General features: G+C 43.8%; 44 protein-coding genes. 5 read left to right on the forward strand and 39 right to left on the reverse strand.

From position 1 onward, the window contains the following. Nucleotides 1-265: hypothetical protein (locus Xedl_RS31655; RefSeq protein WP_208605074.1), on the reverse strand; the 265-nt coding region annotated here is incomplete at its 3' end. Between the two features lie 86 nt (nucleotides 266-351). Between Xedl_RS31655 and Xedl_RS15705 the strand changes: the two genes are divergently transcribed. Beyond that, entirely contained in the window at nucleotides 352-906 is a 555-nt protein-coding gene (locus Xedl_RS15705; RefSeq protein WP_074024759.1) for a gamma carbonic anhydrase family protein, read from the forward strand. Here Xedl_RS15705 and Xedl_RS15710 read toward each other — a convergent pair. The 5 genes from Xedl_RS15710 to dprA are packed head-to-tail and all read right to left on the reverse strand — an operon-like array spanning nucleotide 873 to nucleotide 4,241. Continuing rightward, nucleotides 873-1,142 (reverse strand): DUF1488 family protein, encoded by a 270-nt coding sequence (locus tag Xedl_RS15710; protein ID WP_074024760.1) that lies wholly within the window; start codon nucleotides 1,140-1,142, stop codon nucleotides 873-875. The two genes, Xedl_RS15705 and Xedl_RS15710, sit on opposite strands and share 34 nt — an antisense overlap. Next, complete coding sequence (gene aroE / locus Xedl_RS15715) at nucleotides 1,139-1,963, reverse strand: shikimate dehydrogenase (RefSeq protein WP_074024761.1); 825 nt, start codon at nucleotides 1,961-1,963, stop codon at nucleotides 1,139-1,141. The genes Xedl_RS15710 and aroE overlap by 4 nt, the downstream gene beginning before the upstream one ends. 6 nt (nucleotides 1,964-1,969) lie before the next feature. Then, a complete protein-coding gene (gene tsaC / locus Xedl_RS15720; protein WP_074024762.1) occupies nucleotides 1,970-2,539 on the reverse strand; it encodes an L-threonylcarbamoyladenylate synthase type 1 TsaC in 570 nt (189 codons plus the stop codon). 1 nt (nucleotide 2,540) lies between these two features. Continuing rightward, nucleotides 2,541-3,092 carry a DNA topoisomerase family protein gene (locus Xedl_RS15725; RefSeq protein WP_074024763.1) on the reverse strand — a complete coding sequence of 184 codons (552 nt, stop codon included), beginning with the start codon at nucleotides 3,090-3,092 and terminating at the stop codon, nucleotides 2,541-2,543. A gap of 60 nt (nucleotides 3,093-3,152) precedes the next feature. Then, on the reverse strand, nucleotides 3,153-4,241 hold the full coding sequence (gene dprA / locus Xedl_RS15730) for a DNA-protecting protein DprA (RefSeq protein WP_074024764.1): 1,089 nt from the start codon (nucleotides 4,239-4,241) through the stop codon (nucleotides 3,153-3,155). 134 nt (nucleotides 4,242-4,375) lie between these two features. Between dprA and def the strand changes: the two genes are divergently transcribed. From def to trkA, 4 genes are all read left to right on the forward strand, one after another. Beyond that, the gene (gene def / locus Xedl_RS15735) at nucleotides 4,376-4,888 is read left to right on the forward strand and encodes a peptide deformylase (protein ID WP_074024765.1); all 513 of its coding nucleotides are present in this window, start codon (nucleotides 4,376-4,378) and stop codon (nucleotides 4,886-4,888) included. A gap of 24 nt (nucleotides 4,889-4,912) precedes the next feature. Further along, nucleotides 4,913-5,860: a methionyl-tRNA formyltransferase gene (fmt, locus tag Xedl_RS15740; RefSeq protein ID WP_074024766.1), complete on the forward strand. Its 948-nt coding sequence runs from the start codon at nucleotides 4,913-4,915 to the stop codon at nucleotides 5,858-5,860. Nucleotides 5,861-5,944: 84 nt separating this feature from the next. Next, a complete protein-coding gene (gene rsmB, locus Xedl_RS15745; protein ID WP_074024767.1) occupies nucleotides 5,945-7,225 on the forward strand; it encodes a 16S rRNA (cytosine(967)-C(5))-methyltransferase RsmB in 1,281 nt (426 codons plus the stop codon). A 93-nt stretch (nucleotides 7,226-7,318) separates the two neighbouring features. Next, nucleotides 7,319-8,695, forward strand: coding sequence for a Trk system potassium transporter TrkA (gene trkA, locus Xedl_RS15750; RefSeq protein WP_074024768.1), 1,377 nt, complete (start codon nucleotides 7,319-7,321; stop codon nucleotides 8,693-8,695). 41 nt (nucleotides 8,696-8,736) lie between these two features. Here the strand turns inward: trkA and Xedl_RS15755 are convergent, their stop codons facing one another. The 33 genes from Xedl_RS15755 to Xedl_RS15915 form a co-directional block, all read right to left on the reverse strand. Continuing rightward, nucleotides 8,737-8,937 (reverse strand): alternative ribosome-rescue factor A, encoded by a 201-nt coding sequence (locus Xedl_RS15755; RefSeq protein ID WP_074024769.1) that lies wholly within the window; start codon nucleotides 8,935-8,937, stop codon nucleotides 8,737-8,739. An 85-nt stretch (nucleotides 8,938-9,022) separates the two neighbouring features. Continuing rightward, nucleotides 9,023-9,436: a Zn(2+)-responsive transcriptional regulator gene (zntR, locus tag Xedl_RS15760; RefSeq protein ID WP_074024770.1), complete on the reverse strand. Its 414-nt coding sequence runs from the start codon at nucleotides 9,434-9,436 to the stop codon at nucleotides 9,023-9,025. 179 nt (nucleotides 9,437-9,615) lie between these two features. After that, complete coding sequence (rplQ, locus tag Xedl_RS15765; protein WP_074021494.1) at nucleotides 9,616-10,008, reverse strand: 50S ribosomal protein L17; 393 nt, start codon at nucleotides 10,006-10,008, stop codon at nucleotides 9,616-9,618. 40 nt (nucleotides 10,009-10,048) lie between these two features. Beyond that, nucleotides 10,049-11,038 (reverse strand): DNA-directed RNA polymerase subunit alpha, encoded by a 990-nt coding sequence (locus Xedl_RS15770; protein WP_038269634.1) that lies wholly within the window; start codon nucleotides 11,036-11,038, stop codon nucleotides 10,049-10,051. A gap of 25 nt (nucleotides 11,039-11,063) precedes the next feature. Then, on the reverse strand, nucleotides 11,064-11,684 hold the full coding sequence (gene rpsD / locus Xedl_RS15775; RefSeq protein WP_074024771.1) for a 30S ribosomal protein S4: 621 nt from the start codon (nucleotides 11,682-11,684) through the stop codon (nucleotides 11,064-11,066). Nucleotides 11,685-11,720: 36 nt separating this feature from the next. After that, nucleotides 11,721-12,110, reverse strand: coding sequence for a 30S ribosomal protein S11 (rpsK, locus tag Xedl_RS15780; protein ID WP_002919257.1), 390 nt, complete (start codon nucleotides 12,108-12,110; stop codon nucleotides 11,721-11,723). 15 nt (nucleotides 12,111-12,125) lie between these two features. Continuing rightward, nucleotides 12,126-12,482, reverse strand: a complete 357-nt coding sequence (rpsM, locus tag Xedl_RS15785) for a 30S ribosomal protein S13 (protein ID WP_038240472.1) — start codon at nucleotides 12,480-12,482, stop codon at nucleotides 12,126-12,128. A gap of 148 nt (nucleotides 12,483-12,630) precedes the next feature. Then, nucleotides 12,631-12,747, reverse strand: a complete 117-nt coding sequence (gene rpmJ, locus Xedl_RS15790; RefSeq protein ID WP_074021491.1) for a 50S ribosomal protein L36 — start codon at nucleotides 12,745-12,747, stop codon at nucleotides 12,631-12,633. A 32-nt stretch (nucleotides 12,748-12,779) separates the two neighbouring features. Continuing rightward, entirely contained in the window at nucleotides 12,780-14,111 is a 1,332-nt protein-coding gene (gene secY, locus Xedl_RS15795; protein WP_074021490.1) for a preprotein translocase subunit SecY, read from the reverse strand. A 7-nt stretch (nucleotides 14,112-14,118) separates the two neighbouring features. Further along, nucleotides 14,119-14,553, reverse strand: a complete 435-nt coding sequence (gene rplO / locus Xedl_RS15800; protein ID WP_045960137.1) for a 50S ribosomal protein L15 — start codon at nucleotides 14,551-14,553, stop codon at nucleotides 14,119-14,121. Nucleotides 14,554-14,556: 3 nt separating this feature from the next. Beyond that, nucleotides 14,557-14,736 (reverse strand): 50S ribosomal protein L30, encoded by a 180-nt coding sequence (gene rpmD / locus Xedl_RS15805; protein WP_045968059.1) that lies wholly within the window; start codon nucleotides 14,734-14,736, stop codon nucleotides 14,557-14,559. 4 nt (nucleotides 14,737-14,740) lie between these two features. Next, a complete protein-coding gene (gene rpsE, locus Xedl_RS15810) occupies nucleotides 14,741-15,241 on the reverse strand; it encodes a 30S ribosomal protein S5 (protein ID WP_045968057.1) in 501 nt (166 codons plus the stop codon). A 14-nt stretch (nucleotides 15,242-15,255) separates the two neighbouring features. Then, entirely contained in the window at nucleotides 15,256-15,609 is a 354-nt protein-coding gene (gene rplR, locus Xedl_RS15815; RefSeq protein ID WP_047771700.1) for a 50S ribosomal protein L18, read from the reverse strand. A gap of 9 nt (nucleotides 15,610-15,618) precedes the next feature. After that, entirely contained in the window at nucleotides 15,619-16,152 is a 534-nt protein-coding gene (gene rplF / locus Xedl_RS15820; RefSeq protein ID WP_074021488.1) for a 50S ribosomal protein L6, read from the reverse strand. A gap of 14 nt (nucleotides 16,153-16,166) precedes the next feature. Then, complete coding sequence (rpsH, locus tag Xedl_RS15825; protein ID WP_038240479.1) at nucleotides 16,167-16,559, reverse strand: 30S ribosomal protein S8; 393 nt, start codon at nucleotides 16,557-16,559, stop codon at nucleotides 16,167-16,169. 33 nt (nucleotides 16,560-16,592) lie between these two features. Beyond that, nucleotides 16,593-16,898, reverse strand: coding sequence for a 30S ribosomal protein S14 (gene rpsN, locus Xedl_RS15830; protein WP_010847489.1), 306 nt, complete (start codon nucleotides 16,896-16,898; stop codon nucleotides 16,593-16,595). A 12-nt stretch (nucleotides 16,899-16,910) separates the two neighbouring features. Then, nucleotides 16,911-17,450 (reverse strand): 50S ribosomal protein L5, encoded by a 540-nt coding sequence (gene rplE / locus Xedl_RS15835; RefSeq protein ID WP_074021486.1) that lies wholly within the window; start codon nucleotides 17,448-17,450, stop codon nucleotides 16,911-16,913. A gap of 13 nt (nucleotides 17,451-17,463) precedes the next feature. Next, entirely contained in the window at nucleotides 17,464-17,778 is a 315-nt protein-coding gene (gene rplX / locus Xedl_RS15840) for a 50S ribosomal protein L24 (RefSeq protein WP_074021484.1), read from the reverse strand. Nucleotides 17,779-17,788: 10 nt separating this feature from the next. Continuing rightward, the gene (gene rplN, locus Xedl_RS15845) at nucleotides 17,789-18,160 is read right to left on the reverse strand and encodes a 50S ribosomal protein L14 (RefSeq protein ID WP_004246955.1); all 372 of its coding nucleotides are present in this window, start codon (nucleotides 18,158-18,160) and stop codon (nucleotides 17,789-17,791) included. A gap of 175 nt (nucleotides 18,161-18,335) precedes the next feature. Next, nucleotides 18,336-18,590, reverse strand: coding sequence for a 30S ribosomal protein S17 (gene rpsQ, locus Xedl_RS15850; RefSeq protein ID WP_074024772.1), 255 nt, complete (start codon nucleotides 18,588-18,590; stop codon nucleotides 18,336-18,338). Next, nucleotides 18,590-18,781: a 50S ribosomal protein L29 gene (gene rpmC, locus Xedl_RS15855; protein ID WP_074024773.1), complete on the reverse strand. Its 192-nt coding sequence runs from the start codon at nucleotides 18,779-18,781 to the stop codon at nucleotides 18,590-18,592. The genes rpsQ and rpmC overlap by 1 nt, the downstream gene beginning before the upstream one ends. After that, nucleotides 18,781-19,191: a 50S ribosomal protein L16 gene (gene rplP / locus Xedl_RS15860; protein ID WP_012990491.1), complete on the reverse strand. Its 411-nt coding sequence runs from the start codon at nucleotides 19,189-19,191 to the stop codon at nucleotides 18,781-18,783. Before rplP ends, rpmC begins: the two co-directional genes overlap by 1 nt. A gap of 12 nt (nucleotides 19,192-19,203) precedes the next feature. Beyond that, nucleotides 19,204-19,905: a 30S ribosomal protein S3 gene (rpsC, locus tag Xedl_RS15865; protein ID WP_074021480.1), complete on the reverse strand. Its 702-nt coding sequence runs from the start codon at nucleotides 19,903-19,905 to the stop codon at nucleotides 19,204-19,206. A 17-nt stretch (nucleotides 19,906-19,922) separates the two neighbouring features. Continuing rightward, nucleotides 19,923-20,255 carry a 50S ribosomal protein L22 gene (gene rplV, locus Xedl_RS15870; protein WP_010847481.1) on the reverse strand — a complete coding sequence of 111 codons (333 nt, stop codon included), beginning with the start codon at nucleotides 20,253-20,255 and terminating at the stop codon, nucleotides 19,923-19,925. A 14-nt stretch (nucleotides 20,256-20,269) separates the two neighbouring features. Then, nucleotides 20,270-20,548, reverse strand: a complete 279-nt coding sequence (rpsS, locus tag Xedl_RS15875) for a 30S ribosomal protein S19 (RefSeq protein WP_011148791.1) — start codon at nucleotides 20,546-20,548, stop codon at nucleotides 20,270-20,272. A gap of 14 nt (nucleotides 20,549-20,562) precedes the next feature. After that, entirely contained in the window at nucleotides 20,563-21,387 is an 825-nt protein-coding gene (gene rplB, locus Xedl_RS15880) for a 50S ribosomal protein L2 (protein ID WP_074021479.1), read from the reverse strand. Between the two features lie 19 nt (nucleotides 21,388-21,406). Then, complete coding sequence (gene rplW / locus Xedl_RS15885; protein WP_045968045.1) at nucleotides 21,407-21,709, reverse strand: 50S ribosomal protein L23; 303 nt, start codon at nucleotides 21,707-21,709, stop codon at nucleotides 21,407-21,409. Further along, nucleotides 21,706-22,311 carry a 50S ribosomal protein L4 gene (gene rplD / locus Xedl_RS15890; protein WP_074024774.1) on the reverse strand — a complete coding sequence of 202 codons (606 nt, stop codon included), beginning with the start codon at nucleotides 22,309-22,311 and terminating at the stop codon, nucleotides 21,706-21,708. Before rplD ends, rplW begins: the two co-directional genes overlap by 4 nt. 16 nt (nucleotides 22,312-22,327) lie before the next feature. Next, nucleotides 22,328-22,960: a 50S ribosomal protein L3 gene (rplC, locus tag Xedl_RS15895; RefSeq protein WP_074024775.1), complete on the reverse strand. Its 633-nt coding sequence runs from the start codon at nucleotides 22,958-22,960 to the stop codon at nucleotides 22,328-22,330. Between the two features lie 32 nt (nucleotides 22,961-22,992). Then, on the reverse strand, nucleotides 22,993-23,304 hold the full coding sequence (rpsJ, locus tag Xedl_RS15900) for a 30S ribosomal protein S10 (protein WP_001181005.1): 312 nt from the start codon (nucleotides 23,302-23,304) through the stop codon (nucleotides 22,993-22,995). 318 nt (nucleotides 23,305-23,622) lie between these two features. Next, entirely contained in the window at nucleotides 23,623-24,099 is a 477-nt protein-coding gene (gene bfr, locus Xedl_RS15905; RefSeq protein WP_074024776.1) for a bacterioferritin, read from the reverse strand. A gap of 76 nt (nucleotides 24,100-24,175) precedes the next feature. Further along, nucleotides 24,176-24,370, reverse strand: coding sequence for a bacterioferritin-associated ferredoxin (gene bfd, locus Xedl_RS15910; RefSeq protein WP_074024777.1), 195 nt, complete (start codon nucleotides 24,368-24,370; stop codon nucleotides 24,176-24,178). Between the two features lie 243 nt (nucleotides 24,371-24,613). Then, entirely contained in the window at nucleotides 24,614-24,712 is a 99-nt protein-coding gene (locus Xedl_RS15915; RefSeq protein ID WP_422645762.1) for an EF-Tu C-terminal domain-related protein, read from the reverse strand. Nucleotides 24,713-24,722: the final 10 nt, after the last annotated feature.

Genomic DNA, 24,722 nt, shown 5'->3' on the forward strand with positions numbered 1-24,722 from the left:
TGTTAAAGAGCGTTGGCAACCGGACATCTCTTCCGGGTTGCGAGGCTGCGTATCTTACGCTTTTTGCCTCCGGAGTCAAGCGATTATTTTCGCCTTTCTCCGCTGCCGTCGCGGCGTGTCTCAGCACATCGTCGGTCAGTGGTGGCGCATTATAGGGAGTTTTACGATTCTGACAATAGTTTTTTGTAATTTTATTTTCAAGTGAGCGCATTTTGCTCTTTTGAGCATGAAAACCAATCAAACAGACTAAGGTTAATGCAATCAATTCCACTACATGGCGTTTTTTTCTTCAATAACATTCCTATATAATTGTTTATATGATTGCGATCTGCTCTTACTGTTGAGGTTTTTATGCCAACTGTTTTACGCCAATATCTAAATTTCTATCCTCAAATCGGTCAAAAAGTTCTTTTAGACTCTTCTTCTGTTGTAATTGGGGATGTCAGATTGGCAGACGATGTCAGCATCTGGCCCCTTGTAGTTATCAGGGGAGATGTAAATTATGTTTCAATTGGTTCACGTACAAATATTCAAGATGGTTCTGTTTTACATGTAACGCATAAATCACCTGATACTCCGAATGGCTTTCCACTGATAATTGGCGAAGATGTCACCGTAGGTCATAAGTCAATGCTACATGGGTGTAAAATTGGAAATCGAGTCTTAATTGGCATGGGTTCCATTTTACTCGATGGAGTAACTATTGAAGACGATGTTGTGATTGGAGCAGGTAGCCTAATTCCTCCAGGTAAGAAATTAGAAAGCGGTTACTTGTACGTCGGTAGCCCTGCCAAACAAGTAAGAAAACTCAAACCTGAAGAATTAGAAGGGCTAATTTATTCCTCTAATAATTACGTTAGCTGGAAAAATAACTATTTATCCACACAATCTGAAAGCAAAGAGTAACGTCCAAATTGATCATCATGCCCACTCAAAATGACCATTTCAAACTCTTCCTCCAAATCCCAGCGATGTTGACGAAACAAATCGAGTGGGTGATGATCCTTACCATAACGTTTTATTATTTCATCAGAACTAATCATACATTCCACCAGCAAACCATCCACCATTGCTGGAAATATCACCTTATTTTCTACCTCATCCCACTCTTCACGATCAGGAAATTGAATTGATTGGTTCATGCATGTAACTCCCGTCTTAAGGCCACTAAAACAGGTTCTATTTCTGGAAACACTCCATGCCATAATTCAAAAGAATACGCAGCCTGTCCTACCAACATTCCTAAACCATCAGCCAAACGTGAAATACCATTTTGATGAGCAAACGTAAGGAAAGGCGTTAATCCATGCTGGTAATACATGTCGTAACACACACTATTATTTTGAAAAATAAACGGTGAGATAGCCGGAATTTGTCCATCAAGGCCAGAAGCTGTTGCATTAATGATAATATCAAAACCTGGAGTAATAAGGCCAAGAGTACTCATTTCAATGGCCTGGATATCACCTAATAGAGAAAACGTATTTGCTATTATTTGAGCACGTTCAAATGTTCGGTTAGTAATAGTGACTGAACAGCCCAATGATAACAAGGGAGACAATACACCTTTCGCCGCTCCACCAGCTCCTATGATCAGAATCTTCTGTCCTTGAGAGAGGAATTTTAGTCGCTGCAAGTCTACCAATAGTCCCATTCCATCAGTATTATCACCGAGCAGTCGGTTTCCCTCTATGCGTTTTAATGTATTCACTGCTCCACAGATACTCGCCCGCTCAGTCAATTCATCTGAGCATTTATAGGCTCTCTCTTTGAAAGGAACAGTGATATTCGCTCCTAATCCCCCCTGTCCGAAAAAATGAGCTAAGACTTGTTCAAAGTTTTCTACTGGAGCAAGTACTCTCCCATACTGATGTTCTATACCTGTTTGTTCAGCAAACAATCGATGAATATAGGGAGATTTACTATGTGCGATTGGATTACCAAAAACAGCAAATTTATCCATGATTATTCATCCTTGTCGATATAATTTGCCAGTTAACGCATCCCTGATTTCTGATGGATTCTTACGCCCGCCAACTTCTCCTGCTAATATTGGGACACGGTTGCCAAATTGCTGTCGCACTTCTTCTACGCTACGACACGGACCTAATCCGCTTAGATTCGCACTGGTCGAAACAAGAGGTTTTTCATATATAGCGCATAGCTGCTGAACCAAAGGATGATCCGTAACTCGAACAGCCAATGTTGAAAATTTGCCAGTCAACCATTTTGGTGTGGTTATTTTCGCAGGGATTACCCACGTAACAGGGCCAGGCCAAGATGAGAATATGGTTTTTTTCTGTGTATCATTCATCTGTTCATCATCAATATAAGGACATAATCTTTCATACTTATCAGCAATAAGAATTAGCCCTTTCTCCCAAGACCTATTTTTCAAGGCTAATAGCTCTTGCACTGCATTTTCACTATCAGGATCACACCCTAATCCAAAAACGGCTTCAGTTGGATAGGCAATAACTTTTTCTTCTTTTAAGGCCGTGATAACTTCATCAAATACTGGTGAGATTACGTGACTCATTTCATTTCTCAATTTCGTTAACTTGCTGCTTGTTACACAATTTACTGGCGCAAAATAATCTTACGCCTTGGGAAGTGCGCTTTTCTATTAATAATAAATAGTGACAAAACATGCAATTACCTGAGATAGGCTTATGGTTAAGTGCAAACTGACACTCCGGATAGCGACTACAGGAATAAAATGTCTTACCAAAACGAGATTTACGCTGGAGTAATTTTCCTTGCTGGCATTGGGGACAATTAATTGACGTATCATCGGGTTTATTAATTAATTCTGTATATTCACATTCAGGATAATGACCACAGCCAATGAACATACCATAACGCCCTTGACGTAAAACTAAAGTGAACCCACATTTCGGACAGATCTGCCCATCCAGTTCTTTAACAATATGTCCATCTACTTGTGCTTTCAAAGGACGCAAATAATGGCAAAATGGATAACTAGAACACGCATAAAATGGGCCATGAGCGCCATTGCGGATCACTAACTCAGCATCACACTCAGGGCAACGCTCTATTTCTTTTATAGTAAAAGGTACTTTCTTAGACATATCTTACTCGCTGAATATTGGCAGCCACCATAACATGGTCAAAAGCACAAATTAAATCGCTTAATTAGTTCGGACATACCCACCAGCAACAACAGCAACTTTTCCCATGAGTTCCAATTCCAATAATTTGGTCATGACTTCTGTGACAGGCAGGGAAGAGCGCTGGGCAATCACATCAATAGGTGTAACTTCATTACTTACGTTAACCAGCACATCCACAAATGGCAACTCTGTTTGTCCAAATTGTTTATTTTCTTCCTTCTGACCTTTTCCTTCGATGTTAACCCATTGAAAAGACGAACCAATATGCTCCATGATATCCATTACATTTGTTGCCAAATAAGCCCCTTGTTTAATTAACCAATGATTGCCTTCATTTGCGGAAGTTCCCAATGGGCCAGGTAATACAAAAATGTCTCGTCCTTGTTCAAGAGCACAACGAGCTGTAATCAATGAGCCACTATTTTTGTGAGCTTCCACAATCAGGAGGGCCAAACTTAGCCCACTAATAATTCGATTTCTCCTTGGGAAATGTTTAGCTTTAGGTGGCGCATCAGGAAAAAATTCGGAAACTAATGCACCATTTTCTTTAATATTCTCAGCCAAAAATTTATGTCTGCTGGGGTAGATATTTTTAAGACCACTACCAAGCACTGCTACCGTTTTCCCTCCTGCATCTAATGCTGCCTGATGGCAGATACCGTCAATACCAATCGCCAACCCACTAGTTATTACCAGATTATTTTTAGCCAAGTCACTAGCAAATACCTTTCCCCATTTTTCGCCATAAAAAGTCGCCGCCCTACTACCAACCATTGAAATTTGCTTTTGAGATAAGACCGATACATTACCTACAACAAAAAGAATAAGAGGTGGAGAGTGTATTTGCTTTAATAAAGGCGGATATGCGGGATGGGAGAAAGTCAACAAATGATGATCTGGTTGTTCTAACCAATTGAGCGCCGAAATCAACACGGAAGTGTTAGCTTTCATAAATTGCAAGCATTGCGCAGATGATAGGCCACATGCTTTAAGGGAGGATATACTGCAATTTTTCATTTGTAACAGGCGATCCATAATAAGCATGGCCTTCGCTGCTGAAAGATGAGAGACCATTTTTATTCTTAACCACATTTCCATCGCTTCCATATTGTCATCCTGACCTGAGGTTGAGAGCAATCCTCTCATGATTAATTTGTGTTCAATACTGTCAATCTAAATAGGAAATGTCTAGAATAGACACCAATTATCACTCACTTTTTGGATGCAGTTCTAAACATATTATGTCAGTTTTACACGTATTACATTATCCAGACGAGCGACTTCGCACAGTTGCCAAGCCAGTAGAAAAAGTTGATGCAGAAATCCAACGTATCGTTGATGATATGTTTGAAACGATGTATGCAGAGGAAGGTATTGGTTTAGCTGCAACACAAGTCGATATACATCAGAGAATTATTGTCATTGACGTCTCTGAGAATCGTGACCAACGTCTTGTTCTGATTAACCCAGAATTAATTGATGAAACTGGTGAAACAGGGATAGAAGAAGGTTGTTTATCTGTTCCTGAACAGCGTGGGTTTGTGCCTCGTTCTGAGCAAGTAAAAATTAAGGCCTTAGACTATAACGGCCAACCATTTGAATTAAAAGCCGATGGATTACTGGCAATCTGTATTCAACATGAAATGGACCATTTAGTTGGTAAACTCTTTGTTGATTATTTATCACCATTGAAACGCCAACGCATCCGTCAGAAAGTTGAAAAAATTGACCGACTGAGAGCCAAAAACAAATAATTTTTATTATCGCAGGAAATAACAGTGTCTGATTCTTTACGTATTATTTTTGCCGGAACGCCTGATTTCGCGGCTCGCCATTTGGCTGCTTTATTAAACTCTCAATACCAGGTTGTCGGAGTGCTCACTCGACCAGACAAGCCGGCAGGAAGAGGTAAAAAACTGACACCAAGTCCTGTCAAGGTATTGGCTGAAGAACATGATATTCCTGTTTTCCAGCCAAAAACCTTACGTACAGAGGAAAGCCAGCAATGGGTCATGGAGCAGCAAGCTGATATTATGATCGTTGTTGCCTATGGCTTAATTCTTCCTCAAGCTGTTTTAGATATACCACGCCTAGGATGCCTGAATGTCCACGGTTCTTTGCTACCTCGCTGGCGGGGTGCAGCCCCCATTCAACGCTCCATTTGGGCTGGCGACCAAGAAACTGGCGTAACTATCATGCAAATGGATGCAGGGCTTGATACTGGTGATATGCTGCTGAAAGCCATTTACCCAATTTTAAGTGAAGATACCAGTGCTAGCTTATACGAGAAACTTGCCAATATTGGGCCACAAGCCTTACTCAACACCTTAGATCTAATCACATCAGGAACATGTCAGCCTGAAATTCAGGATGACACACTTGCGACCTACGCCGGAAAACTGAGCAAAGAGGAAGCAAAAATAGATTGGAATTTACCTGCAATTCAAATTGAACGTTGTATTCGTGCTTTCAATCCTTGGCCTATGAGTTTCTTCTTCATTGATGATCAACCAATTAAGATCTGGCAAGCAGAAGTCATTGCAAGGCAAGCCGCCCAAGCTCCTGGAACAATTATCAGTGCGGATAAAAAAGGTATTCAAATTGCAACGGCGGATGAGATATTAAATATTACTCAATTGCAACCACCGGGTAAGAAAGCAATGTCGGCCGCCGACCTCTTAAACTCAAAACGTGAGTGGTTTACACCTGGTAGCAAAATCAACTGATACTAACCTAACTTTGCCTGAATGTTTTAGCATCCAGGCTTTCCTATTTACAATGCTGACGAAAGTCAGCTTTTTGACCATACCATGAAAAATACATATAACCTGAGAAGCATCGCTGCAAAAGCAATCACTCAAGTGCTTGAGCAAGGGCAATCCCTCAGCACCGTTATACCTGAACTCCAACAGAAAGTTTCTGATAAAGACAAAGCGTTGCTGCAAGAGATCTGTTTTGGTGTGATGCGAGTATTACCTCAGCTTGAGTGGTTTATCAGTCAACTCATGGCAAAGCCATTGAAAGGAAAACAACGTATTTTCCACTATCTAATCATGGTTGGTATATATCAGCTTATATATACACGTATACCTGCGCACGCTGCACTTGCCGAAACCGTAAATGGTGCAACTAATTTAAAACGACCACAGCTGAAAGGAGTGATTAATGGTGTTCTTCGCCAGTTTCAGCGCCAACAACAAGAATTAATCGAACAGACAAATAATCAACACCTACATCCCAAATGGCTGCTAGAACACATTCAAAATGCATACCCACAAAATTGGCAAACTATAGTGGATGCCAACAACCAAAAACCACCTATGTGGTTGCGAGTTAACCAACTCCATCATACGGCGAAAGAATATCTTGCACTACTAGGAAAAGCTAATATAGCGGCAGAATTAGATATCAACCATCCTAGTGCTATTCGTCTTCTGATTCCCTACCCTGTCAGTGTACTACCCGGATTTAGCCAAGGTTGGGTAACGATTCAGGATCGCTCCGCGCAGGGATGTGCTGAACTCTTAAACCCATGTGATGGTGAATCTATACTGGATCTTTGTGCTGCACCTGGTGGAAAAACCACCCATATCCTCGAAATAGCGCCAAAATCTAAGGTTCTCGCTATCGATATTGATGAACAACGAATTAAGCGAGTAAAAGAGAATTTACAACGACTTAATTTACACGCTGTTGTCAAAACAGGTGATGGACGCTTTCCATACGAGTGGGCTGCTGATGAACAATTTGATCGTATCCTTCTTGATGCACCATGCTCTGCTACAGGGGTTATTCGCCGTCACCCTGACATCAAATGGCTACGCCGGAATGAAGATATAGAGCAATTAGTTACATTGCAATCTGAAATCCTTGATGCTATTTGGCCATATTTAAAGCGAAATGGCACACTGGTTTATGCAACTTGCTCAATTTTACCTCAGGAAAATAGTGAGCAAATAAACGCATTTTTAGCTCGTCACCCTGATGCAGTATTATCAGAGACTGACAATTCGGATGCTCCTGGTACACAAATTATTCCGGAAGCTGCAGGCGGTGACGGTTTCTTTTATGCTCGATTGACTAAGCAATAATGACGCTCTCTCGTTCAGATGGAACGAGAGAATTTTATAGTTTTGCTAAAATATCAAGAATAGAAAATGGCTTCCAATTGAGAAGAGAATGCTATGAAGATAATCATTCTGGGTGCAGGCCAGGTCGGTGGAACATTAGCCGAGAACTTGGTTGATGAAAATAATGATATTACTGTTGTTGACACCGATACAGATCGCCTACGCCAGTTACAGGATAAATTCGATCTCCGAGTTGTCAATGGCCACGGTTCCCATCCCAAGGTATTGAAGGAAGCTGGCGCTGAAGATGCTGATATGTTAATAGCTGTCACAAATTCAGATGAAACCAATATGGTTGCATGTCAAATTGCTTATTCCCTATTTAATACACCTAATAAAGTCGCCAGGATACGTTCGTCAGAATATATTCGAGAATCAGAAAAATTATTTCAACCTGATGATATTCCTATTGATTATCTAATATCTCCTGAACAACTGGTTATTGATTACATCTACAAATTGATTCAATATCCAGGCGCATTACAAGTTGTTAATTTTGCTGAAGGGCGTGTCAGCATTGTCGCAGTTAAAGCCTATTATGGCGGGTCACTGGTAGGTAATGCCTTATCCTCACTCCGAGAGCATATGCCACATATAGATAGCAAAGTTGCTGCAATATTTCGTCAAGATCGTCCCATTAGGCCACAAGGTTCAACAATTATTGAAGCTGGAGATGAAGTTTTCTTCGTTGCAGCATCACAACATATCAGAGCCGTAATGAGCGAATTACAACGCCTTGAAAAACCTTATAAACGCATCATGATTGTTGGTGGTGGTAATGTTGGTGCAGGCTTAGCCTTACGACTTGAAAAAGATTACAGCGTTAAGCTAATTGAGCATAACCAAAAAAGAGCCATTGAATTAGCTGAACTATTGCACGATACCATCGTATTTTATGGTGATGCATCAGACCAAGAACTGCTAACTGAAGAACACATTGAACAAGTTGATGTTTTTATAGCACTAACGAATGATGATGAAGCCAACATTATGTCAGCCATGCTTGCAAAACGAATGGGAGCCAAAAAAGCAATGGTTCTTATCCAACGCAGTGCATATGTCGATTTAGTACAAGGTGGGGTCATTGATATCGCTATTTCACCTCAACAAGCAACGGTATCAGCTCTACTTGGTCATGTTCGTAAAGCAGATATTGTCAGTGTGTTCTCATTAAGAAGAGGCGTTGCTGAAGCTATTGAGGCGATAGCTCATGGTGATGAACATACTTCAAAAGTTGTTGGACGTAAGATAGGTGATATCAAATTACCACCAGGAACAACAATCGGTGCTATTGTCCGCAATGAAGAAGTCATCATTGCTAATGATTACAGTATTATTCAACAAGGCGATCATGTAATCATGTTTATTACTGACAAAAAATTTGTTCCTGAAGTAGAAAAGCTTTTCCAGCCAAGTCCTTTCTTCCTGTAAAGACATCAGTTCGGACAGATTAATAGCATCTACTTAAAAAGTTAGAAGGCCAATGATAACAACTTGAAAAAATTATTATCATTGGCCTCCCAATTGCCTTTTTTACCCTGTTTTTCTTTACGATTATAACTTCCTTTACCTTTTTTATTTTTCTCTACTCTTTGTCTAAACAAAGGATCATGTAATAAGGCTTCTATAGCATTATCTTTGATAATACCTTTTTTATGGCGATATGTTGTCATAATGATCTCTAAAGTAATGATAAAATTGTTTTGTGCTTAAAAACAGCACAATTGTACTCTTAGCACCCGGAACAATAAAGAAAAATTATCTGTTTGTCGCACCTTCTTCCAAAATTTCCAATATAGAACAATATGTACTAACGTGCATACTACCACAACAAGCATCACTCAACATTTTCAAAGAATCACGCATTTTTTGCATTTCTAATAATTTTTCTTCAACTTCTCGCAATCTTGAATCAACAATATGTTTTGACTCTTTGCATGTATGGTGCTCAGGATCAACCCGAATAGATAATAGTTCTACAATTGCTTCCAATGTAAAACCTAATTGTTTTGCATAGCGAATAAAACGTAATCGCTGTAGATCCTGTTCAGTATAGAGTCTATAACCACCTTCGGTTCTTTCTCCATGGAGCATCAATCCTTGTTTTTCATAAAAGCGGATAGTATCAGGTGTTACATCTGCTAATTTAGCCAACTGACCGATGCGATACATAAGATTCCCCTATCAAGTAACAAATAATCACAATACTACCAGAATAGGCTAAGAGATCATCTGCACAGGAAAAATTTGCAGATTAGATGATGAATATAAAACGAAGAGTTAATTAAGGGATTAAAATTAAAAGGCAATAAAAAACCGGGTATTATCCCGGTTTTTTACGCTCCTACAGATTACTCTGCAGATGCTACTTCTGTCTGAGACTCTGCTGCACGGTCAACAAGCTCGATGTATGCCATCGGTGCATTGTCACCAGCACGGAAGCCACACTTCAGAATACGAGTGTAACCACCTGCACGGCTTGCAAAACGCGGGCCCAGTTCATTAAACAGTTTTGCCACGATCTCATTATCACGAGTACGGGCGAATGCCAGACGACGATTAGCTACGCTGTCGGTCTTGGCAAGAGTAATCAGCGGCTCAACGACGCGACGCAGTTCTTTCGCTTTAGGCAGAGTCGTCTTGATGATTTCATGACGAACTAAAGAACCTGCCATGTTACGGAACATAGCTTGGCGATGGCTGCTGTTGCGGTTCAATTGACGACCACTCTTACGATGGCGCATGACCTTATCCTTCTCAGTAAAACCTTAACCTGTGATCTAGTTACTCATCAGCAATACTTGCTGGTGGCCAGTTTTCCAGACGCATGCCCAGAGAAAGTCCACGTGAAGCCAGTACGTCTTTAATCTCAGTAAGAGATTTTTTACCCAAGTTAGGTGTTTTAAGTAACTCAACTTCAGTACGCTGTACTAGATCACCGATGTAGTGGATAGCTTCTGCTTTAAGGCAGTTAGCAGAGCGGACAGTCAATTCCAGATCGTCAACAGGGCGCAGCAGGATCGGATCAAACTCTGGCTTCTCTTCTTTTACTTCTGGTTGACGTACATCACGTAAATCAACGAAAGCTTCTAGTTGTTCAGCCAGAATGGTAGCTGCACGGCGAATCGCCTCTTCAGGATCGATTGTACCGTTAGTTTCCATCTCGATAACCAGCTTATCCAAGTCAGTACGCTGTTCTACACGAGCTGCTTCAACATTGTAGGCGATACGCTCTACTGGGCTATAGCAAGCATCTACTAACAAACGACCGATAGGGCGCTCATCTTCTTCCGAATGAATTCGGGCAGAAGCCGGCACATATCCACGACCGCGCTGAACTTTAATACGCATGCTAATGGAAGCACTTTCGTCAGTCAGATGGCAGATTACGTGCTGCGGCTTGACGATTTCGACATCACCATCATGGATGATATCGGCTGCAGTCACAGGGCCAATGCCAGATTTATTCAAAGTAAGGATAACTTCATCTTTACCCTGAACTTTCACCGCCAGCCCTTTCAGATTGAGGAGAATCTCCAGGATATCTTCCTGTACACCTTCTTTGGTGCTGTACTCATGCAGTACACCATCAATCTCAACCTCAGTCACCGCACAACCCGGCATAGACGAAAGCAGAATACGGCGCAGTGCGTTGCCAAGAGTATGGCCAAAGCCACGCTCTAATGGCTCAAGGGTCACCTTGGCGTGCGTCGAACTGACTTGCTCGATATCTACCAGGCGCGGTTTTAGAAACTCTGTCACAGAACCCTGCATTGTGTCCTCTCTTTGGTGCTAAGCTTTACTTGGAGTAAAGCTCGACGATCAGGTGTTCGTTAATGTCAGCGGATAGATCAGTACGTTCAGGAATACGCTTGAACACACCTTCCATCTTCGCAGCATCAACTTCCAACCAAGTTGGTTTCTCACGCTGCTCAGCCAGCTCTAAAGCTGCTTTAATGCGAGCCTGCTTCTTCGCTTTTTCACGAACGCTGACTACGTCATTCGGGGATACCTGATAAGAAGCGATGTTAACAACGCAACCATTTACCGTGATAGCCTTGTGGCTTACCATCTGGCGTGCTTCAGCACGAGTCGCGCCAAAACCCATACGATAAACGACGTTATCCAAGCGACTTTCCAGCAAGTTCAGCAGGTTTTCACCTGTGTTGCCTTTCAGACGAGTTGCTTCTTTATAGTAGTTACGGAATTGACGCTCCAGAACACCGTAAATACGACGAACTTTTTGTTTTTCACGTAACTGTACACCATAGTCAGACAGACGCGGTTTACGTGCGCCGTGCTGGCCTGGTGCCTGTTCTAATTTACACTTGGTGTCAATCGCGCGAACGCCAGACTTCAGGAAAAGGTCTGTACCCTCGCGACGGCTCAGCTTGAGCTTAGGACCCAAATATCTTGCCATTTTTTTTCTCCAACAATCCTAAAAAACGAAGACGTATTAAACGCGACGTTTCTTCGGTGGACGACAACCGTTATGAGGGATCGGAGTCACATCAGTAATATTAGTGATGCGGAAACCAGCCGCATTTAATGCACGGATAGTTGACTCACGGCCAGGACCAGGTCCTTTAACCATAACTTCCAGGTTCTTAATTCCGTACTCTTTTACTGCTTCAGCGCAGCGCTCTGCTGCAACCTGAGCTGCAAACGGAGTAGATTTACGAGAACCACGGAAACCGGAACCACCGGCAGTTGCCCAACCCAATGCGTTACCCTGACGATCAGTTATAGTAACGATGGTATTGTTGAAAGAAGCATGGATATGAGCCACACCGTCAGAGACTTGTTTTCTTACACGCTTACGTGCACGAATAGGTGCCTTTGCCATTATTCAATACCCCGATTATTTCTTGATCGGTTTACGCGGACCCTTACGGGTACGTGCATTGGTCTTAGTACGCTGACCGCGAACTGGTAGACCACGACGATGACGCAAACCACGATAGCAACCAAGATCCATCAGACGTTTGATACTCAGGGTTACTTCACGACGCAGATCACCTTCTACAACGTATTTGGCAACTTCGTCACGCAGCTTGTCAATTTGCTCTTCAGACAGCTCACTGATCTTAACATTTTCAGCAATGCCCGCTGCTGCACAGATTGCTTGTGAGCGGGTTTTACCGATACCATAGATCGAAGTTAATGCGATTACAGTATGTTTCTGATCAGGAATGTTAATGCCTGCTATACGGGCCACTATGCACTCCTACAATATTTATTCACTGCAACATCATTCTGAAAAGCCCGTTTTCAGGATACTCAAATAATGTTGCTGTCAGATAAAAAAGATTGGCTGGCTAATTTAGCCAGCTCAACCCAACTTTGCAAGAAAAATATGCGATTAATTAGCCTTGGCGCTGTTTGTGCTTAGGCTCTGCATTGCAAATCACACGAACGATACCGTTACGTCTAACAATTTTGCAATTGCGGCATAATTTCTTGACGGAAGCACGAACTTTCATTTTTACTCTCCGTAACTTCTCAAGCAAACCAATTAGCGGTTATATCCTTTCAGGTTTGCTTTTTTCAATGCAGACTCATATTGACTCGACATCATCAGAGTTTGCACTTGAGCCATAAAGTCCATGATGACGACGACTACAATCAGTAGGGAAGTACCACCAAAATAGAATGGTACTTTCATTGCATCACGCATGAACTCCGGGATTAAGCAGATAAAAGTAATATATAACGCACCAATTAAGGTTAGACGAGTCATTACTTTATCAATGTACTTAGCCGTTTGCTCTCCCGGACGAATTCCTGGTACGAATGCACCGGACTTCTTCAGGTTATCTGCTGTTTCTCTTGGGTTGAAAACCAAAGCCGTGTAGAAGAAACAGAAGAAGATGATTGCAGATGCGTATAATAACACATAAAGCGGTTGACCTGGTTGCAAATACATAGAAATAGTTGTCAACCAATTCCAGCCTGTTCCCCCGCCAAACCAAGAAGCTATGGTACCAGGGAACAAAATAATACTGGAAGCAAAAATTGCAGGGATAACCCCAGCCATATTCACTTTCAACGGCAAATGTGTACTTTGTGCCGCGAAAACTTTGCGACCTTGCTGACGTTTCGCATAGTTAACAACGATACGACGTTGACCACGCTCAATGAAAACAACGAAGAAAGTTACGGCAAACACTAATACTGCAACCAACAGCAACAGGAGGAAGTGCAGGTCGCCTTGCCGAGCTTGCTCGATGGTGTGACCAATTGCAGGCGGTAGACCCGCAACGATACCAGCAAAGATTATGATTGAAATACCGTTACCGATACCTCGCTCAGTAATCTGCTCACCCAACCACATCAAGAACATGGTTCCCGTGACCAGACTTACAACAGCCGTGAAATAGAATGCAAAGCCAGGGTTAATCACTAATCCTTGCATTCCAGGCATATTCGGCAACCCAGTAGCAATACCGATTGACTGAAATATTGCCAGCACTAATGTGCCATAACGGGTGTACTGACTGATCTTACGACGACCAGCTTCCCCTTCCTTCTTAATCTCTGCTAAACGGGGGTTAACCACAGTTAGCAACTGGATAATAATAGATGCAGAAATATACGGCATTATACCCAGTGCAAAGATAGAAGCACGGCTTAAAGCACCACCAGAGAACATATTAAACATTTCAATGATGGTGCCTCTTTGCTGCTCGAGCAATTTGGCAAGCACAGCGGCATCAATACCAGGGATTGGAATAAAAGAGCCAATACGGAAAACAATTAGAGCTCCAATGACAAACAAAAGTCTGCGTTTTAACTCGCCTAATCCGCCTTTGGCACTTTGAAAATCTAATCCTGGTTGTTTAGCCATCTGTTACTTATTCCTCAATTTTACCGCCAGCAGCTTCAATTGCAGCACGGGCGCCTTTAGTAACACGCAAGCCACGCACAGTTACTGCACGATTGACTTCGCCAGAAAGCATTACTTTTGCGAATTCAATTTGAGGGCCAATAATGTTAGCAGCTTTCAGTGCATTCAGATCGATAACATCGCCTTCAACGCGGGCAAAATCAGACAGACGAATTTCTGCAGTGACCATTGCCTTACGTGAAGTGAAACCAAATTTTGGCAGACGACGGTATAAAGGCATCTGGCCGCCTTCAAAACCACGACGAACGCCACCGCCAGAACGAGACTTCTGACCTTTGTGACCACGACCGCCGGTTTTACCCAGACCAGAACCAATACCACGACCTACACGTTTAGGTGCGTGCTTGGCACCTTCAGCCGGAGACAGAGTATTTAAGCGCATCTGTTACTCCTCAACTTTAACCATATAGGAAACCAAGTTGACCATACCGCGAATAGCTGGTGTATCTTCACGCTCAACAGTATGCCCAATGCGACGCAGACCTAAACCAGTCAGAGTTGCCTTATGTTTCGGCAAACGACCAATTGAACTGCGAACCTGAGTAATTTTAATAGTCTTAGCCATGGTCTTACCCCAGAATTTCTTCGACGGATTTGCCACGCTTAGCTGCGACCATTTCTGGAGACTTCATGCTGTCTAAAGCGTCCAGAGTTGCACGAACCACGTTGATTGGGTTAGTGGAACCGTAGGTTTTAGCCAGTACGTTACGAACTCCAGCTACTTCCAGAACAGCACGCATCGCACCACCGGCGATGATACCTGTACCTTCGTGAGCAGGCTGCATGAACACGCGAGAACCGGTGTGTGAGCCTTTCACTGGGTGGTACAAAGTGCCGCTGTTAAGTGCGACGGTTTTCATATTGCGACGTGCTTTTTCCATCGCTTTCTGGATTGCTGCCGGAACTTCGCGTGCTTTGCCGTAGCCAAAACCAACGCGACCGTTACCATCACCAACTACAGTCAGTGCTGTAAAGCTGAAAATGCGGCCACCTTTAACGGTTTTAGATACGCGGTTTACCGCGATCAGCTTTTCCTGCAGTTCGCCAGCTTGTTTTTCGATGTGAGCCATCTTACACCTCTACCTTAGAACTGAAGGCCAGCTTCACGGGCAGCATCTGCCAGTGCCTGGACTCTACCATGATATTGGAAACCAGAACGGTCAAAGGATACATCTTTGATGCCTTTTTCCAGAGCACGTTCAGCAACAATCTTACCAACTAATGCTGCGGCTTCTTTGTTTCCAGTAAATTTCAGTTGTTCACTGATAGCTTTTTCTGTTGTAGAAGCGGCCACCAGAGTTTCAGAACCATTTGGTGCGATAACCTGCGCATAAATATGGCGAGGGGTACGATGTACCACCAAGCGAGTCGCACCCAGTTCTTTGAGCTTGCGGCGTGCGCGGGTCGCACGACGGATACGAGCTGCTTTCTTATCCATAGTGTTACCTTACTTCTTCTTAGCCTCTTTGGTACGCACGACTTCATCGGCGTAACGAACACCCTTGCCTTTATATGGCTCAGGACGACGATAGGCACGCAAATCTGCCGCAACCTGACCAATCACCTGCTTATCAGCACCTTTCAGTACGATTTCAGTTTGTGATGGGCATTCCGCAGTTATGCCTGCTGGCAGCTGATGCTCAACCGGATGCGAGAAGCCTAAAGACAAACTAACTACGTTGCCTTTAACTGCTGCACGATAACCAACACCAACCAGCTGAAGCTTCTTAGTGAAACCTTCGTTAACACCAATAACCATAGCGTTCAGCAGAGAACGAGTTGTACCTGCCTGCGCCCAAGCGTCAGCAAAACCTTCGCGCGGAGCGAAAGTCAATTGGCTATCCGCATGATTAACTTCAACTGCGTTGTGGATTTTACGACTTAGCTCGCCGTTTTTACCCTTAATCGAAATAACCTGACCGTCGAGTTTAACCTCTACGCCGGCAGGAATGACGACGGGTGCTTTTGCAACACGAGACATTCTTTCCTCCCGAATTAAGCTACGTAGCAGAGAATCTCGCCACCCAGACCAGCCTGGCGAGCTGCACGATCAGTCATTACACCTTTAGAGGTAGAAACAACAGCGATTCCCAAACCAGCCATAACTTGTGGCAGCTCATCTTTTTTCTTATAGATGCGCAGACTTGGGCGGCTTACACGCTGAATGCTTTCTACAACAGCCTTACCTTGGAAATACTTCAGAGTAATTTCCAGTTCTGGCTTAGTGTCGCCTTCGATTTTAAAATCTTCAATATAACCTTCTTCCTTCAGCACCTTGGCAATTGCCACTTTCAGCTTGGAGGAAGGCATGGTGACCGCAACTTTATTCGCGGCCTGACCGTTACGGATACGGGTCAGCATATCCGCGATCGGATCTTGCATGCTCATCTGTCTTTACTCCCGTGATTCAATTGGTGACAATTACCAGCTAGCCTTTTTAAGGCCCGGGATTTCACCGCGCATAGCGGCTTCACGGACTTTAATACGGCTCAACCCAAACTTCCGCAAAAATGCATGCGGACGCCCAGTTTGACGGCAGCGATTACGCTGACGGCAAGGGCTGGAATCACGTGGCAGTGTTTGCAGCTTAAGAACAGCATTCCAACGGTCTTCATCAGATGCGTTTACATCAGAGATGATCGCTTTCAGTTCAACGCGTTTTGCGAAGAATTTCTCAGCTAATTTCGCACGTTTTACATCACGTGCTTTCATTGATTGCTTAGCCATGAGTACCCTGCCTTACTTGCGGAACGGGAAGTTAAACGCAGCCAACAGTGCGCGGCCTTCATCATCAGATTTCGCAGTAGTGGTGATAGTGATATCCAAACCACGTACACGATCCACTTTATCGTAATCGATTTCAGGGAAGATGATTTGCTCACGAACACCCATGCTGTAGTTACCACGACCATCGAATGATTTAGCGGACAAACCACGGAAGTCACGGATACGTGGTACAGCAATAGAAATCAGGCGTTCAAAGAACTCCCACATGCGTTTTCCACGCAGGGTTACTTTACAGCCGATTGGATAGCCCTGACGGATTTTGAAGCCTGCAACTGATTTGCGTGCTTTGGTGATCAATGGCTTCTGACCAGAGATTGCTGCCAAGTCAGCTGCTGCGTTATCCAGCAGTTTTTTATCAGCAATTGCTTCACCAACACCCATGTTCAGGGTGATCTTCTCGACCCGAGGGACTTGCATGACAGAATGGTAACCAAACTGAGTCATCAGTTTCTTGACTACCTCGTCTTTGTAGTAATCATGCAGTTTCGCCATCGTATACTCCAAATTACTTGATAGTTTCGTTGTTAGATTTGAAGAAACGGACTTTTTTGCCCTCTTCGAATCTAAAACCTACACGGTCAGCCTTGCCGGTTGCTGCGTTGAAGATTGCAACATTAGAAACATTGATAGCTGCTTCTTTTTCAACGATGCCACCTGGTTGGTTCAGAGCCGGAACTGGTTTCTGATGTTTTTTAACCAGGTTAATGCCTTCAACGATGATTTTACCAGAAGAAAGAACCTGTTTTACTTTACCGCGCTTACCTTTGTCTTTACCAGTCAGCACGATAATTTCGTCATCACGACGGATTTTCGCTGCCATTGCCTGCTCCTTAGAGTACTTCAGGTGCCAGAGAGATAATTTTCATGAACTTTTCATTACGAAGTTCACGAGTCACCGGCCCAAAAATACGCGTACCGATAACTTGCTCACTATTGTTGTTCAACAATACGCATGCGTTGCTATCGAAGCGAATGACAGAACCGTCCGGGCGACGAACACCCTTCTTGGTGCGCACCACTACCGCTTTCAGGACATCACCTTTTTTCACTTTACCGCGAGGAATTGCTTCCTTGATAGTGATCTTGATGATGTCACCGACATCTGCGTAGCGACGGTGCGAGCCACCTAGAACCTTGATACACATTACGCGACGTGCACCGGAGTTGTCGGCCACGTTCAGCATAGTCTGTTCTTGGATCATTTTAGTGCTCCGCTAAATGTCAACTACTACTGAGCCACTTTATTTTTAAAGAGGCCGTTTCAATATCCCATACTACGAGGGCGCGGCATTATAACACCACATCTTCGCGATGGACAGAAAAATAAACGGCCCCGTTATTTTTTGGGCCGTTTATCTCATACGATATAGCGATCTATTATAGAACCGCTTTTTCTATAACGCGAACTAAAGTCCAAGATTTAGTCTTAGACAGTGGACGGGTTTCGCGGACTTCCACTACATCACCAATTCCACATTCATTGTTCTCGTCATGTACGTGCAGTTTAGTCGTACGTTTGATGAACTTACCATACAATGGGTGTTTCACCTTACGCTCAATAGCAACAACAATGGACTTTTCCATTTTGTCGCTAACAACACGACCTTGCAGAGTACGGATTTTATCGGTCATTACGCACCCGCCTTTTCAGTCAGTAAAGTCTTAACGCGTGCAATATTATGACGCACTTGTTTCAACAGGTGAGACTGTTGCAGCTGGCCACTTGCCGCCTGCATACGCAGATTAAACTGTTCACGTAACAGGTTCAGCAGCTCAGTGTTCAGCTCTTCAACGCTTTTTTCGCGCAGCTCTTGTGCTTTCATTACATCACCGTCTTAGTTACAAAGGTGGTTTTGATAGGCAGTTTCGCTGCTGCCAGCTTGAATGCTTCACGAGCCAGCTCTTCAGGCACACCGTCCATTTCATACAGGACTTTACCGGGCTGGATCAAGGCAACCCAGTATTCTACGTTACCTTTACCTTTACCCATACGCACTTCGAGTGGCTTTTCGGTGATAGGTTTGTCTGGGAACACACGGATCCAGATTTTACCTTGACGCTTAATTGCACGGGTCATAGCACGACGTGCCGCTTCGATCTGACGAGCAGTCAGACGACCGCGGCCCACAGCTTTAAGACCGAAAGTGCCGAAGCTAACATCCGCACCTGCAGCCAGACCACGGTTGCGGCCTTTGTGCACTTTACGGAATTTCGTACGCTTTGGTTGTAACATCAGCGACTCTCCTTACTTGCGGCCTTTACGCTGCTGCTTTTTAGGTTGAGCAGCCGGTTTTTCCGCCTGTTCAACTGCAGCCATACCACCCAGGATCTCACCTTTGAAGATCCATACCTTAACGCCGATTACACCATAAGTGGTGTGCGCTTCAGAAGTATTGTAGTCGATGTCCGCACGCAGAGTATGCAGAGGTACACGACCTTCACGATACCATTCAGTACGTGCAATTTCAGCACCGCCCAGACGGCCACTGACTTCCACTTTGATACCTTTAGCGCCCAGACGCATAGCGTTCTGTACAGCACGTTTCATAGCACGGCGGAACATCACACGGCGTTCCAACTGTGAGCTGATGCTGTCAGCAACCAGTTTTGCGTCCAGTTCAGGTTTACGCACTTCGGCAATATTGATCTGCGCAGGAACGCCAGCGATATTCGCTACAGCCTTACGCAGTTTTTCAACGTCTTCACCTTTTTTACCGATTACAATACCTGGACGAGCAGTGTGAATGGTTACACGGATGCTTTTCGCAGGACGTTCGATAACGATACGTGAAATAGATGCTTTAACCAGTTCTTTGTTCAAGTACTGGCGAACTTTAAAGTCGCTGTCCAGGTTGTCAGCGAATTCTTTGGTATTCGCATACCAGGTAGAGTTCCAAGGTTTGACAATCCCCAGACGAATACCATTAGGATGTACTTTCTGACCCATTGCTAGTCTCCAGAGTCTCAGCGATCGGACACAACCACAGTGATGTGGCTGGTGCGCTTCAGGATACGATCTGCGCGGCCTTTGGCACGAGGCATAATACGCTTCATAGTTGGGCCTTCGTCTACGAAAATTTTCGTGACTTTCAGATCATCGATGTCAGCGCCATCGTTGTGTTCTGCGTTAGCAATAGCAGACTCAAGTACTTTCTTCACTAAACCAGCAGCTTTTTTGTTGGTATAGGTCAGAGTTTCCAGAGCTTGCGACACTTTCTTACCGCGGATCAGGTCAGCCACAAGGCGAACCTTCTGAGCAGAAGAACGAGCGTGGCGATGTTTAGCGATAGTTTCCATCTCTTCCTCCTACCTTAGCGCTTTTTAGCCTTTTTATCGGCCGCATGGCCGCGATAAGTACGGGTCGGCGCGAATTCACCCAGTTTATGACCAACCATTTCGTCGGAAACAAAAACTGGTACATGCTGACGACCATTATGGACAGCGATGGTCAAACCGATCATGTTAGGAAAGATCGTTGAACGACGGGACCAAGTCTTAATAGGCTTTTTGTCTCCGCTTTCCACCGCTTTCTCTACCTTCTTCAGCAAGTGCAGGTCAATAAATGGACCTTTCTTGAGAGAACGTGGCATGGTTTATCCTCTAATTATTTTTTAGAACGGCGACGTACGATATATTGATCAGTACGTTTGTTGCTACGGGTCTTCTTACCTTTGGTCTGGATGCCCCATGGAGTTACAGGGTGTTTACCAAAGTTACGACCTTCACCACCACCATGTGGATGGTCTACTGGGTTCATCGCCGTACCACGAACAGTAGGACGAATACCACGCCAGCGGCTTGCACCAGCTTTACCCAGAACGCGCAGCATATGTTCTGCGTTACCAACTTCACCTAAAGTAGCACGGCAATCAGACAGTATTTTACGCATTTCACCAGAACGCAAACGCAAGGTCACATAAGAACCATCACGTGCAACGATCTGAGCATAAGCACCTGCTGAACGAGCCAATTGGCCACCTTTACCTGGTTTCATTTCTATGTTGTGAACAGTAGAACCAACCGGGATGTTACGCATTGGCAAGGCGTTACCAGTTTTGATCGCTGAATCAGCGCCAGACTGGATTTGATCACCCGCTTTCAGGCCCTTAGGCGCAAGGATATAACGACGCTCACCGTCTTTATACAGAACCAGTGCGATGTTTGCTGAACGGTTTGGATCATATTCCAGACGTTCAACAACAGCAGGGATACCGTCCTTGTTACGTTTGAAGTCAATCAGACGATAATGCTGTTTATGGCCACCACCGATGTGACGAGTGGTAATACGACCATTGTTGTTACGACCACCAGTTTTGTTGTTTTTTTCCAACAACGGAGCATAAGGTTTACCCTTATGCAGCTCAGGGTTAACCACTTTAACAACGTGGCGACGGCCCGGAGACGTAGGTTTACATTTAACAATTGCCATTGTTCTTTACTCCTCCGACTTACTCAGCGCCGCCAACGAAGTCCAGATTCTGGCCTTCTTTCAAGGTGACGTAAGCCTTTTTCCAGTCGCTACGACGACCAATACGCTGTCCGTGGCGTTTAACTTTACCTTTAACCAGCAAAGTGTTTACACCTTCAACTTCAACTTCAAACAGTTTCTGTACGGCAGCTTTGATCTCTGCTTTAGTCGCGTCTTTCGCAACTTTGAGAACGATGGTGTTGTTTTTTTCCATCGCTGTAGAAGCTTTTTCAGATACGTGCGGCGCGCGCAGTACTTTCAGCAGACGTTCTTCACGGATCATGCCAGCATCTCCTCAACTTGCTTCACAGCTTCAGCAGTCATAACCACTTTGTCGAAGGCAATCAGACTTACAGGATCGATACCCGCTGTATCACGAACGTCAACCTTATACAGGTTACGAGCTGCTAAGAACAGATTCTCGTCAACTTCGCCAGTGATAATCAGCACGTCTTCCAGAGCCATTTCTTTCAGTTTCTGTACCAGCAACTTAGTCTTAGGTGCTTCAACAGAGAACTTTTCGACAACGATCAGACGATCTTGACGTACCAGTTCAGACAGGATGCTTTTCAGAGCACCACGGTACATCTTTTTATTAACTTTTTGACTGTGGTCCTGTGGTTTCGCTGCGAAAGTTACACCACCAGAGCGCCAAATTGGGCTCTTAATAGAACCAGAACGCGCACGGCCAGTGCCTTTCTGACGCCATGGTTTTTTACCTGAACCAGAAACTTCAGCACGAGTTTTCTGAGCACGAGTACCTTGACGAGCACCAGCTGCATACGCAACAACTACTTGATGCACAAGCGCTTCATTGAAATCACGCCCGAAGGTAGTTTCGGAAACAGTCAGCGCGCTTTGCGCGTCTTTCATTACCAATTCCATTCCTATCTCCTTGACGTTACGCCTTGACAGCCGGTTTTACGATCAGGTTGCTGTTCGTTGCACCTGGAACAGCACCTTTGACCAGCAGCAGGTTACGCTCAGCGTCAACACGTACTACATCTAAGCTCTGAACGGTTACACGTTCATTACCCAGTTGGCCTGCCATTTTCTTGCCTTTGAATACCTTGCCCGGAGTCTGGTTCTGACCGATAGAACCCGGAACGCGGTGAGACAAGGAGTTACCATGGGTAGCATCCTGAGTACGGAAGTTCCAGCGTTTAACAGTACCCGCGAAACCTTTACCTTTAGATGTACCAGTAACGTCAACTTTTTTAACGTCAGCGAAAATTTCAACGCTAATGCTTTGACCTACAGTAAATTCAGCATCGTCTTCCGACAGACGGAATTCACGCAGAATGCGGCCAGCTTCAACGCCAGCTTTAGCGAAATGACCTGCCTCAGGTTTATTAACACGGCTAGCTTTTTTGCTACCAGTCGTTACCTGAATTGCACGATAACCGTCAGTCTCTTTGTTTTTAACTTGAGTTACACGGTTATTTTCGATTTCGATAACAGTTACAGGGATTGAAACGCCATCTTCAGTGAAGATGCGTGTCATGCCCACTTTTTTACCGACTAAACCAATCATTGTTTCAACCTCTCAATCGCTCAATGACCTGATTAACCCAGGCTGATCTGCACGTCTACACCGGCAGCCAGATCCAGACGCATCAGAGCATCAACGGTTTTCTCGGTTGGCTCAACGATGTCAACCAGACGTTTGTGAGTGCGAATTTCGTACTGATCACGCGCATCTTTATTAACGTGCGGAGAAATCAGAACGGTAAAACGCTCTTTACGAGTTGGCAGAGGGATCGGACCACGAACCTGCGCACCAGTGCGCTTCGCAGTCTCTACGATTTCCGCAGTTGATTGATCGATCAAACGATGATCAAATGCTTTCAGGCGGATACGGATTCTTTGGTTCTGCATGAGACCAGAGCTCCAACTATTTTATAAACGTAAATGATTACTCCACACACCCATTTCGGTTGATGGGGGAGTGTAATCGTTCTGTGCATAACTCCCATATCGGGAGTATTTTAAATGACGGCTATTCACCGCTCATTACTGATAATAATCAGCCCTACTCTTGTAGGTAAGCTCGCGCATTATACGTGATTTTATCCACAAAGCAATATTAAGAGTGAAATCTATGCAAAAAGTACGACAAGAAAGAGGAAAGCAAGAAAGAAAATGGAAGAAAAATGCCCTATATACATCAAATTATAGGGCGGCAAAAAATTATAGCTACTCGTTTTCATTAAGCTGAGATTGAATGTAATTTTGTATTCCAATTCTAGTTATCAGTTCAAGTTGAGTTTCCAACCAATCTATATGATTTTCTTCATCAGTAAGTACCTCTATCATCAAGTCTCTACTAACATAATCATGAACTGAATCGGCATATGCAATGGCTTCTCTGAGATCCTTCACACCACGTAACTCTAATTCCATATCAGATTTTAACATCTCTTCTACATCTTCTCCGATATTGAGCTTGCCTAAATCTTGTAGATTTGGCACCCCTTCCAGAAAAAGAATACGCTCGATAAATTTATCTGCGTGCTTCATCTCATCAATGGACTCGTGATATTCAATTTCATTCAAACGCATCAATCCCCAATCCTTAAACATTCGGGCATGCAAGAAATATTGATTGATAGCGACAAGTTCATTACCGAGAAGTTTATTCAAATGTGCAATTATTTTTTTATCACCTTTCATAGCAAGTTCCTCCGCTTCCAGTAACTAAAGTGTAGTACTAATTTAGCAGAGTAATTGCAAGAAAATTGTGCTTATTTTAGGCAACATTATTTATTGGAGGCAGTAGGGCAATTTCCTCATTCATTATTTCACGTGCTTGACGTATGCATTTTCCACAATCGCCTCCTACAGGAACAAAGTTCCTCAACTCTCTGATAGAACGAATATGTTGCTGATGAACAGCGTTACGTATGGCTTTATCACTTACTGCGTTGCAGAGACAAACATACATGGAAGCACTCTTCTAAACTATTTACAAACCCTTGATGACTATTTAAGTCGGACAAAACATCCATACCTAAAATTGTTCACGCTTATAAAATAAGCGACACCCAGAATAGTAAATGGAAATAAATCTCATTTCAATTATTGTTTTTATTTTTGAGAACAAAAAAACCACCAAATTACGGTGGTTCAAAATAGAAAAAAGAGGAGCCAAGGCTCCTCTTTCTTATTATATTTTTATAATCAAAGATTAAGCAATAACTTTAGCAACAACACCGGCGCCTACAGTACGGCCACCTTCACGGATTGCGAAACGCAGACCTTCGTCCATAGCGATTGGTGCAATCAGGTTAACTACC

The sequence above is a fragment of the Xenorhabdus eapokensis genome (assembly GCF_001908105.1).

Excerpts from the sequence above, each read along its gene's own strand:
- Xedl_RS15705 (WP_074024759.1), top strand. The coding sequence starts at position 352 with ATGCCAACTGTTTTACGCCAATATCTAAATTTCTATCCTCAAATCGGT.
- Xedl_RS15710 (WP_074024760.1), bottom strand. The coding sequence starts at position 1,142 with ATGAACCAATCAATTCAATTTCCTGATCGTGAAGAGTGGGATGAGGTA.
- aroE (WP_074024761.1), bottom strand. The coding sequence starts at position 1,963 with ATGGATAAATTTGCTGTTTTTGGTAATCCAATCGCACATAGTAAATCT.
- tsaC (WP_074024762.1), bottom strand. The coding sequence starts at position 2,539 with ATGAGTCACGTAATCTCACCAGTATTTGATGAAGTTATCACGGCCTTA.
- Xedl_RS15725 (WP_074024763.1), bottom strand. The coding sequence starts at position 3,092 with ATGTCTAAGAAAGTACCTTTTACTATAAAAGAAATAGAGCGTTGCCCT.
- dprA (WP_074024764.1), bottom strand. The coding sequence starts at position 4,241 with ATGGAAGCGATGGAAATGTGGTTAAGAATAAAAATGGTCTCTCATCTT.
- def (WP_074024765.1), top strand. The coding sequence starts at position 4,376 with ATGTCAGTTTTACACGTATTACATTATCCAGACGAGCGACTTCGCACA.
- rsmB (WP_074024767.1), top strand. The coding sequence starts at position 5,945 with ATGAAAAATACATATAACCTGAGAAGCATCGCTGCAAAAGCAATCACT.
- trkA (WP_074024768.1), top strand. The coding sequence starts at position 7,319 with ATGAAGATAATCATTCTGGGTGCAGGCCAGGTCGGTGGAACATTAGCC.
- Xedl_RS15755 (WP_074024769.1), bottom strand. The coding sequence starts at position 8,937 with ATGACAACATATCGCCATAAAAAAGGTATTATCAAAGATAATGCTATA.
- zntR (WP_074024770.1), bottom strand. The coding sequence starts at position 9,436 with ATGTATCGCATCGGTCAGTTGGCTAAATTAGCAGATGTAACACCTGAT.
- rplQ (WP_074021494.1), bottom strand. The coding sequence starts at position 10,008 with ATGCGCCATCGTAAGAGTGGTCGTCAATTGAACCGCAACAGCAGCCAT.
- Xedl_RS15770 (WP_038269634.1), bottom strand. The coding sequence starts at position 11,038 with ATGCAGGGTTCTGTGACAGAGTTTCTAAAACCGCGCCTGGTAGATATC.
- rpsD (WP_074024771.1), bottom strand. The coding sequence starts at position 11,684 with ATGGCAAGATATTTGGGTCCTAAGCTCAAGCTGAGCCGTCGCGAGGGT.
- rpsK (WP_002919257.1), bottom strand. The coding sequence starts at position 12,110 with ATGGCAAAGGCACCTATTCGTGCACGTAAGCGTGTAAGAAAACAAGTC.
- rpmJ (WP_074021491.1), bottom strand. The coding sequence starts at position 12,747 with ATGAAAGTTCGTGCTTCCGTCAAGAAATTATGCCGCAATTGCAAAATT.
- secY (WP_074021490.1), bottom strand. The coding sequence starts at position 14,111 with ATGGCTAAACAACCAGGATTAGATTTTCAAAGTGCCAAAGGCGGATTA.
- rplO (WP_045960137.1), bottom strand. The coding sequence starts at position 14,553 with ATGCGCTTAAATACTCTGTCTCCGGCTGAAGGTGCCAAGCACGCACCT.
- rpmD (WP_045968059.1), bottom strand. The coding sequence starts at position 14,736 with ATGGCTAAGACTATTAAAATTACTCAGGTTCGCAGTTCAATTGGTCGT.
- rpsE (WP_045968057.1), bottom strand. The coding sequence starts at position 15,241 with ATGGCTCACATCGAAAAACAAGCTGGCGAACTGCAGGAAAAGCTGATC.
- rplR (WP_047771700.1), bottom strand. The coding sequence starts at position 15,609 with ATGGATAAGAAAGCAGCTCGTATCCGTCGTGCGACCCGCGCACGCCGC.
- rplF (WP_074021488.1), bottom strand. The coding sequence starts at position 16,152 with ATGTCTCGTGTTGCAAAAGCACCCGTCGTCATTCCTGCCGGCGTAGAG.
- rpsH (WP_038240479.1), bottom strand. The coding sequence starts at position 16,559 with ATGAGCATGCAAGATCCGATCGCGGATATGCTGACCCGTATCCGTAAC.
- rpsN (WP_010847489.1), bottom strand. The coding sequence starts at position 16,898 with ATGGCTAAGCAATCAATGAAAGCACGTGATGTAAAACGTGCGAAATTA.
- rplE (WP_074021486.1), bottom strand. The coding sequence starts at position 17,450 with ATGGCGAAACTGCATGATTACTACAAAGACGAGGTAGTCAAGAAACTG.
- rplX (WP_074021484.1), bottom strand. The coding sequence starts at position 17,778 with ATGGCAGCGAAAATCCGTCGTGATGACGAAATTATCGTGCTGACTGGT.
- rplN (WP_004246955.1), bottom strand. The coding sequence starts at position 18,160 with ATGATCCAAGAACAGACTATGCTGAACGTGGCCGACAACTCCGGTGCA.
- rpsQ (WP_074024772.1), bottom strand. The coding sequence starts at position 18,590 with ATGACCGATAAAATCCGTACTCTGCAAGGTCGTGTTGTTAGCGACAAA.
- rpmC (WP_074024773.1), bottom strand. The coding sequence starts at position 18,781 with ATGAAAGCACAAGAGCTGCGCGAAAAAAGCGTTGAAGAGCTGAACACT.
- rplP (WP_012990491.1), bottom strand. The coding sequence starts at position 19,191 with ATGTTACAACCAAAGCGTACGAAATTCCGTAAAGTGCACAAAGGCCGC.
- rpsC (WP_074021480.1), bottom strand. The coding sequence starts at position 19,905 with ATGGGTCAGAAAGTACATCCTAATGGTATTCGTCTGGGGATTGTCAAA.
- rplV (WP_010847481.1), bottom strand. The coding sequence starts at position 20,255 with ATGGAAACTATCGCTAAACATCGCCACGCTCGTTCTTCTGCTCAGAAG.
- rpsS (WP_011148791.1), bottom strand. The coding sequence starts at position 20,548 with ATGCCACGTTCTCTCAAGAAAGGTCCATTTATTGACCTGCACTTGCTG.
- rplB (WP_074021479.1), bottom strand. The coding sequence starts at position 21,387 with ATGGCAATTGTTAAATGTAAACCTACGTCTCCGGGCCGTCGCCACGTT.
- rplW (WP_045968045.1), bottom strand. The coding sequence starts at position 21,709 with ATGATCCGTGAAGAACGTCTGCTGAAAGTACTGCGCGCGCCGCACGTA.
- rplD (WP_074024774.1), bottom strand. The coding sequence starts at position 22,311 with ATGGAATTGGTAATGAAAGACGCGCAAAGCGCGCTGACTGTTTCCGAA.
- rplC (WP_074024775.1), bottom strand. The coding sequence starts at position 22,960 with ATGATTGGTTTAGTCGGTAAAAAAGTGGGCATGACACGCATCTTCACT.
- rpsJ (WP_001181005.1), bottom strand. The coding sequence starts at position 23,304 with ATGCAGAACCAAAGAATCCGTATCCGCCTGAAAGCATTTGATCATCGT.
- bfr (WP_074024776.1), bottom strand. The coding sequence starts at position 24,099 with ATGAAAGGTGATAAAAAAATAATTGCACATTTGAATAAACTTCTCGGT.
- bfd (WP_074024777.1), bottom strand. The coding sequence starts at position 24,370 with ATGTATGTTTGTCTCTGCAACGCAGTAAGTGATAAAGCCATACGTAAC.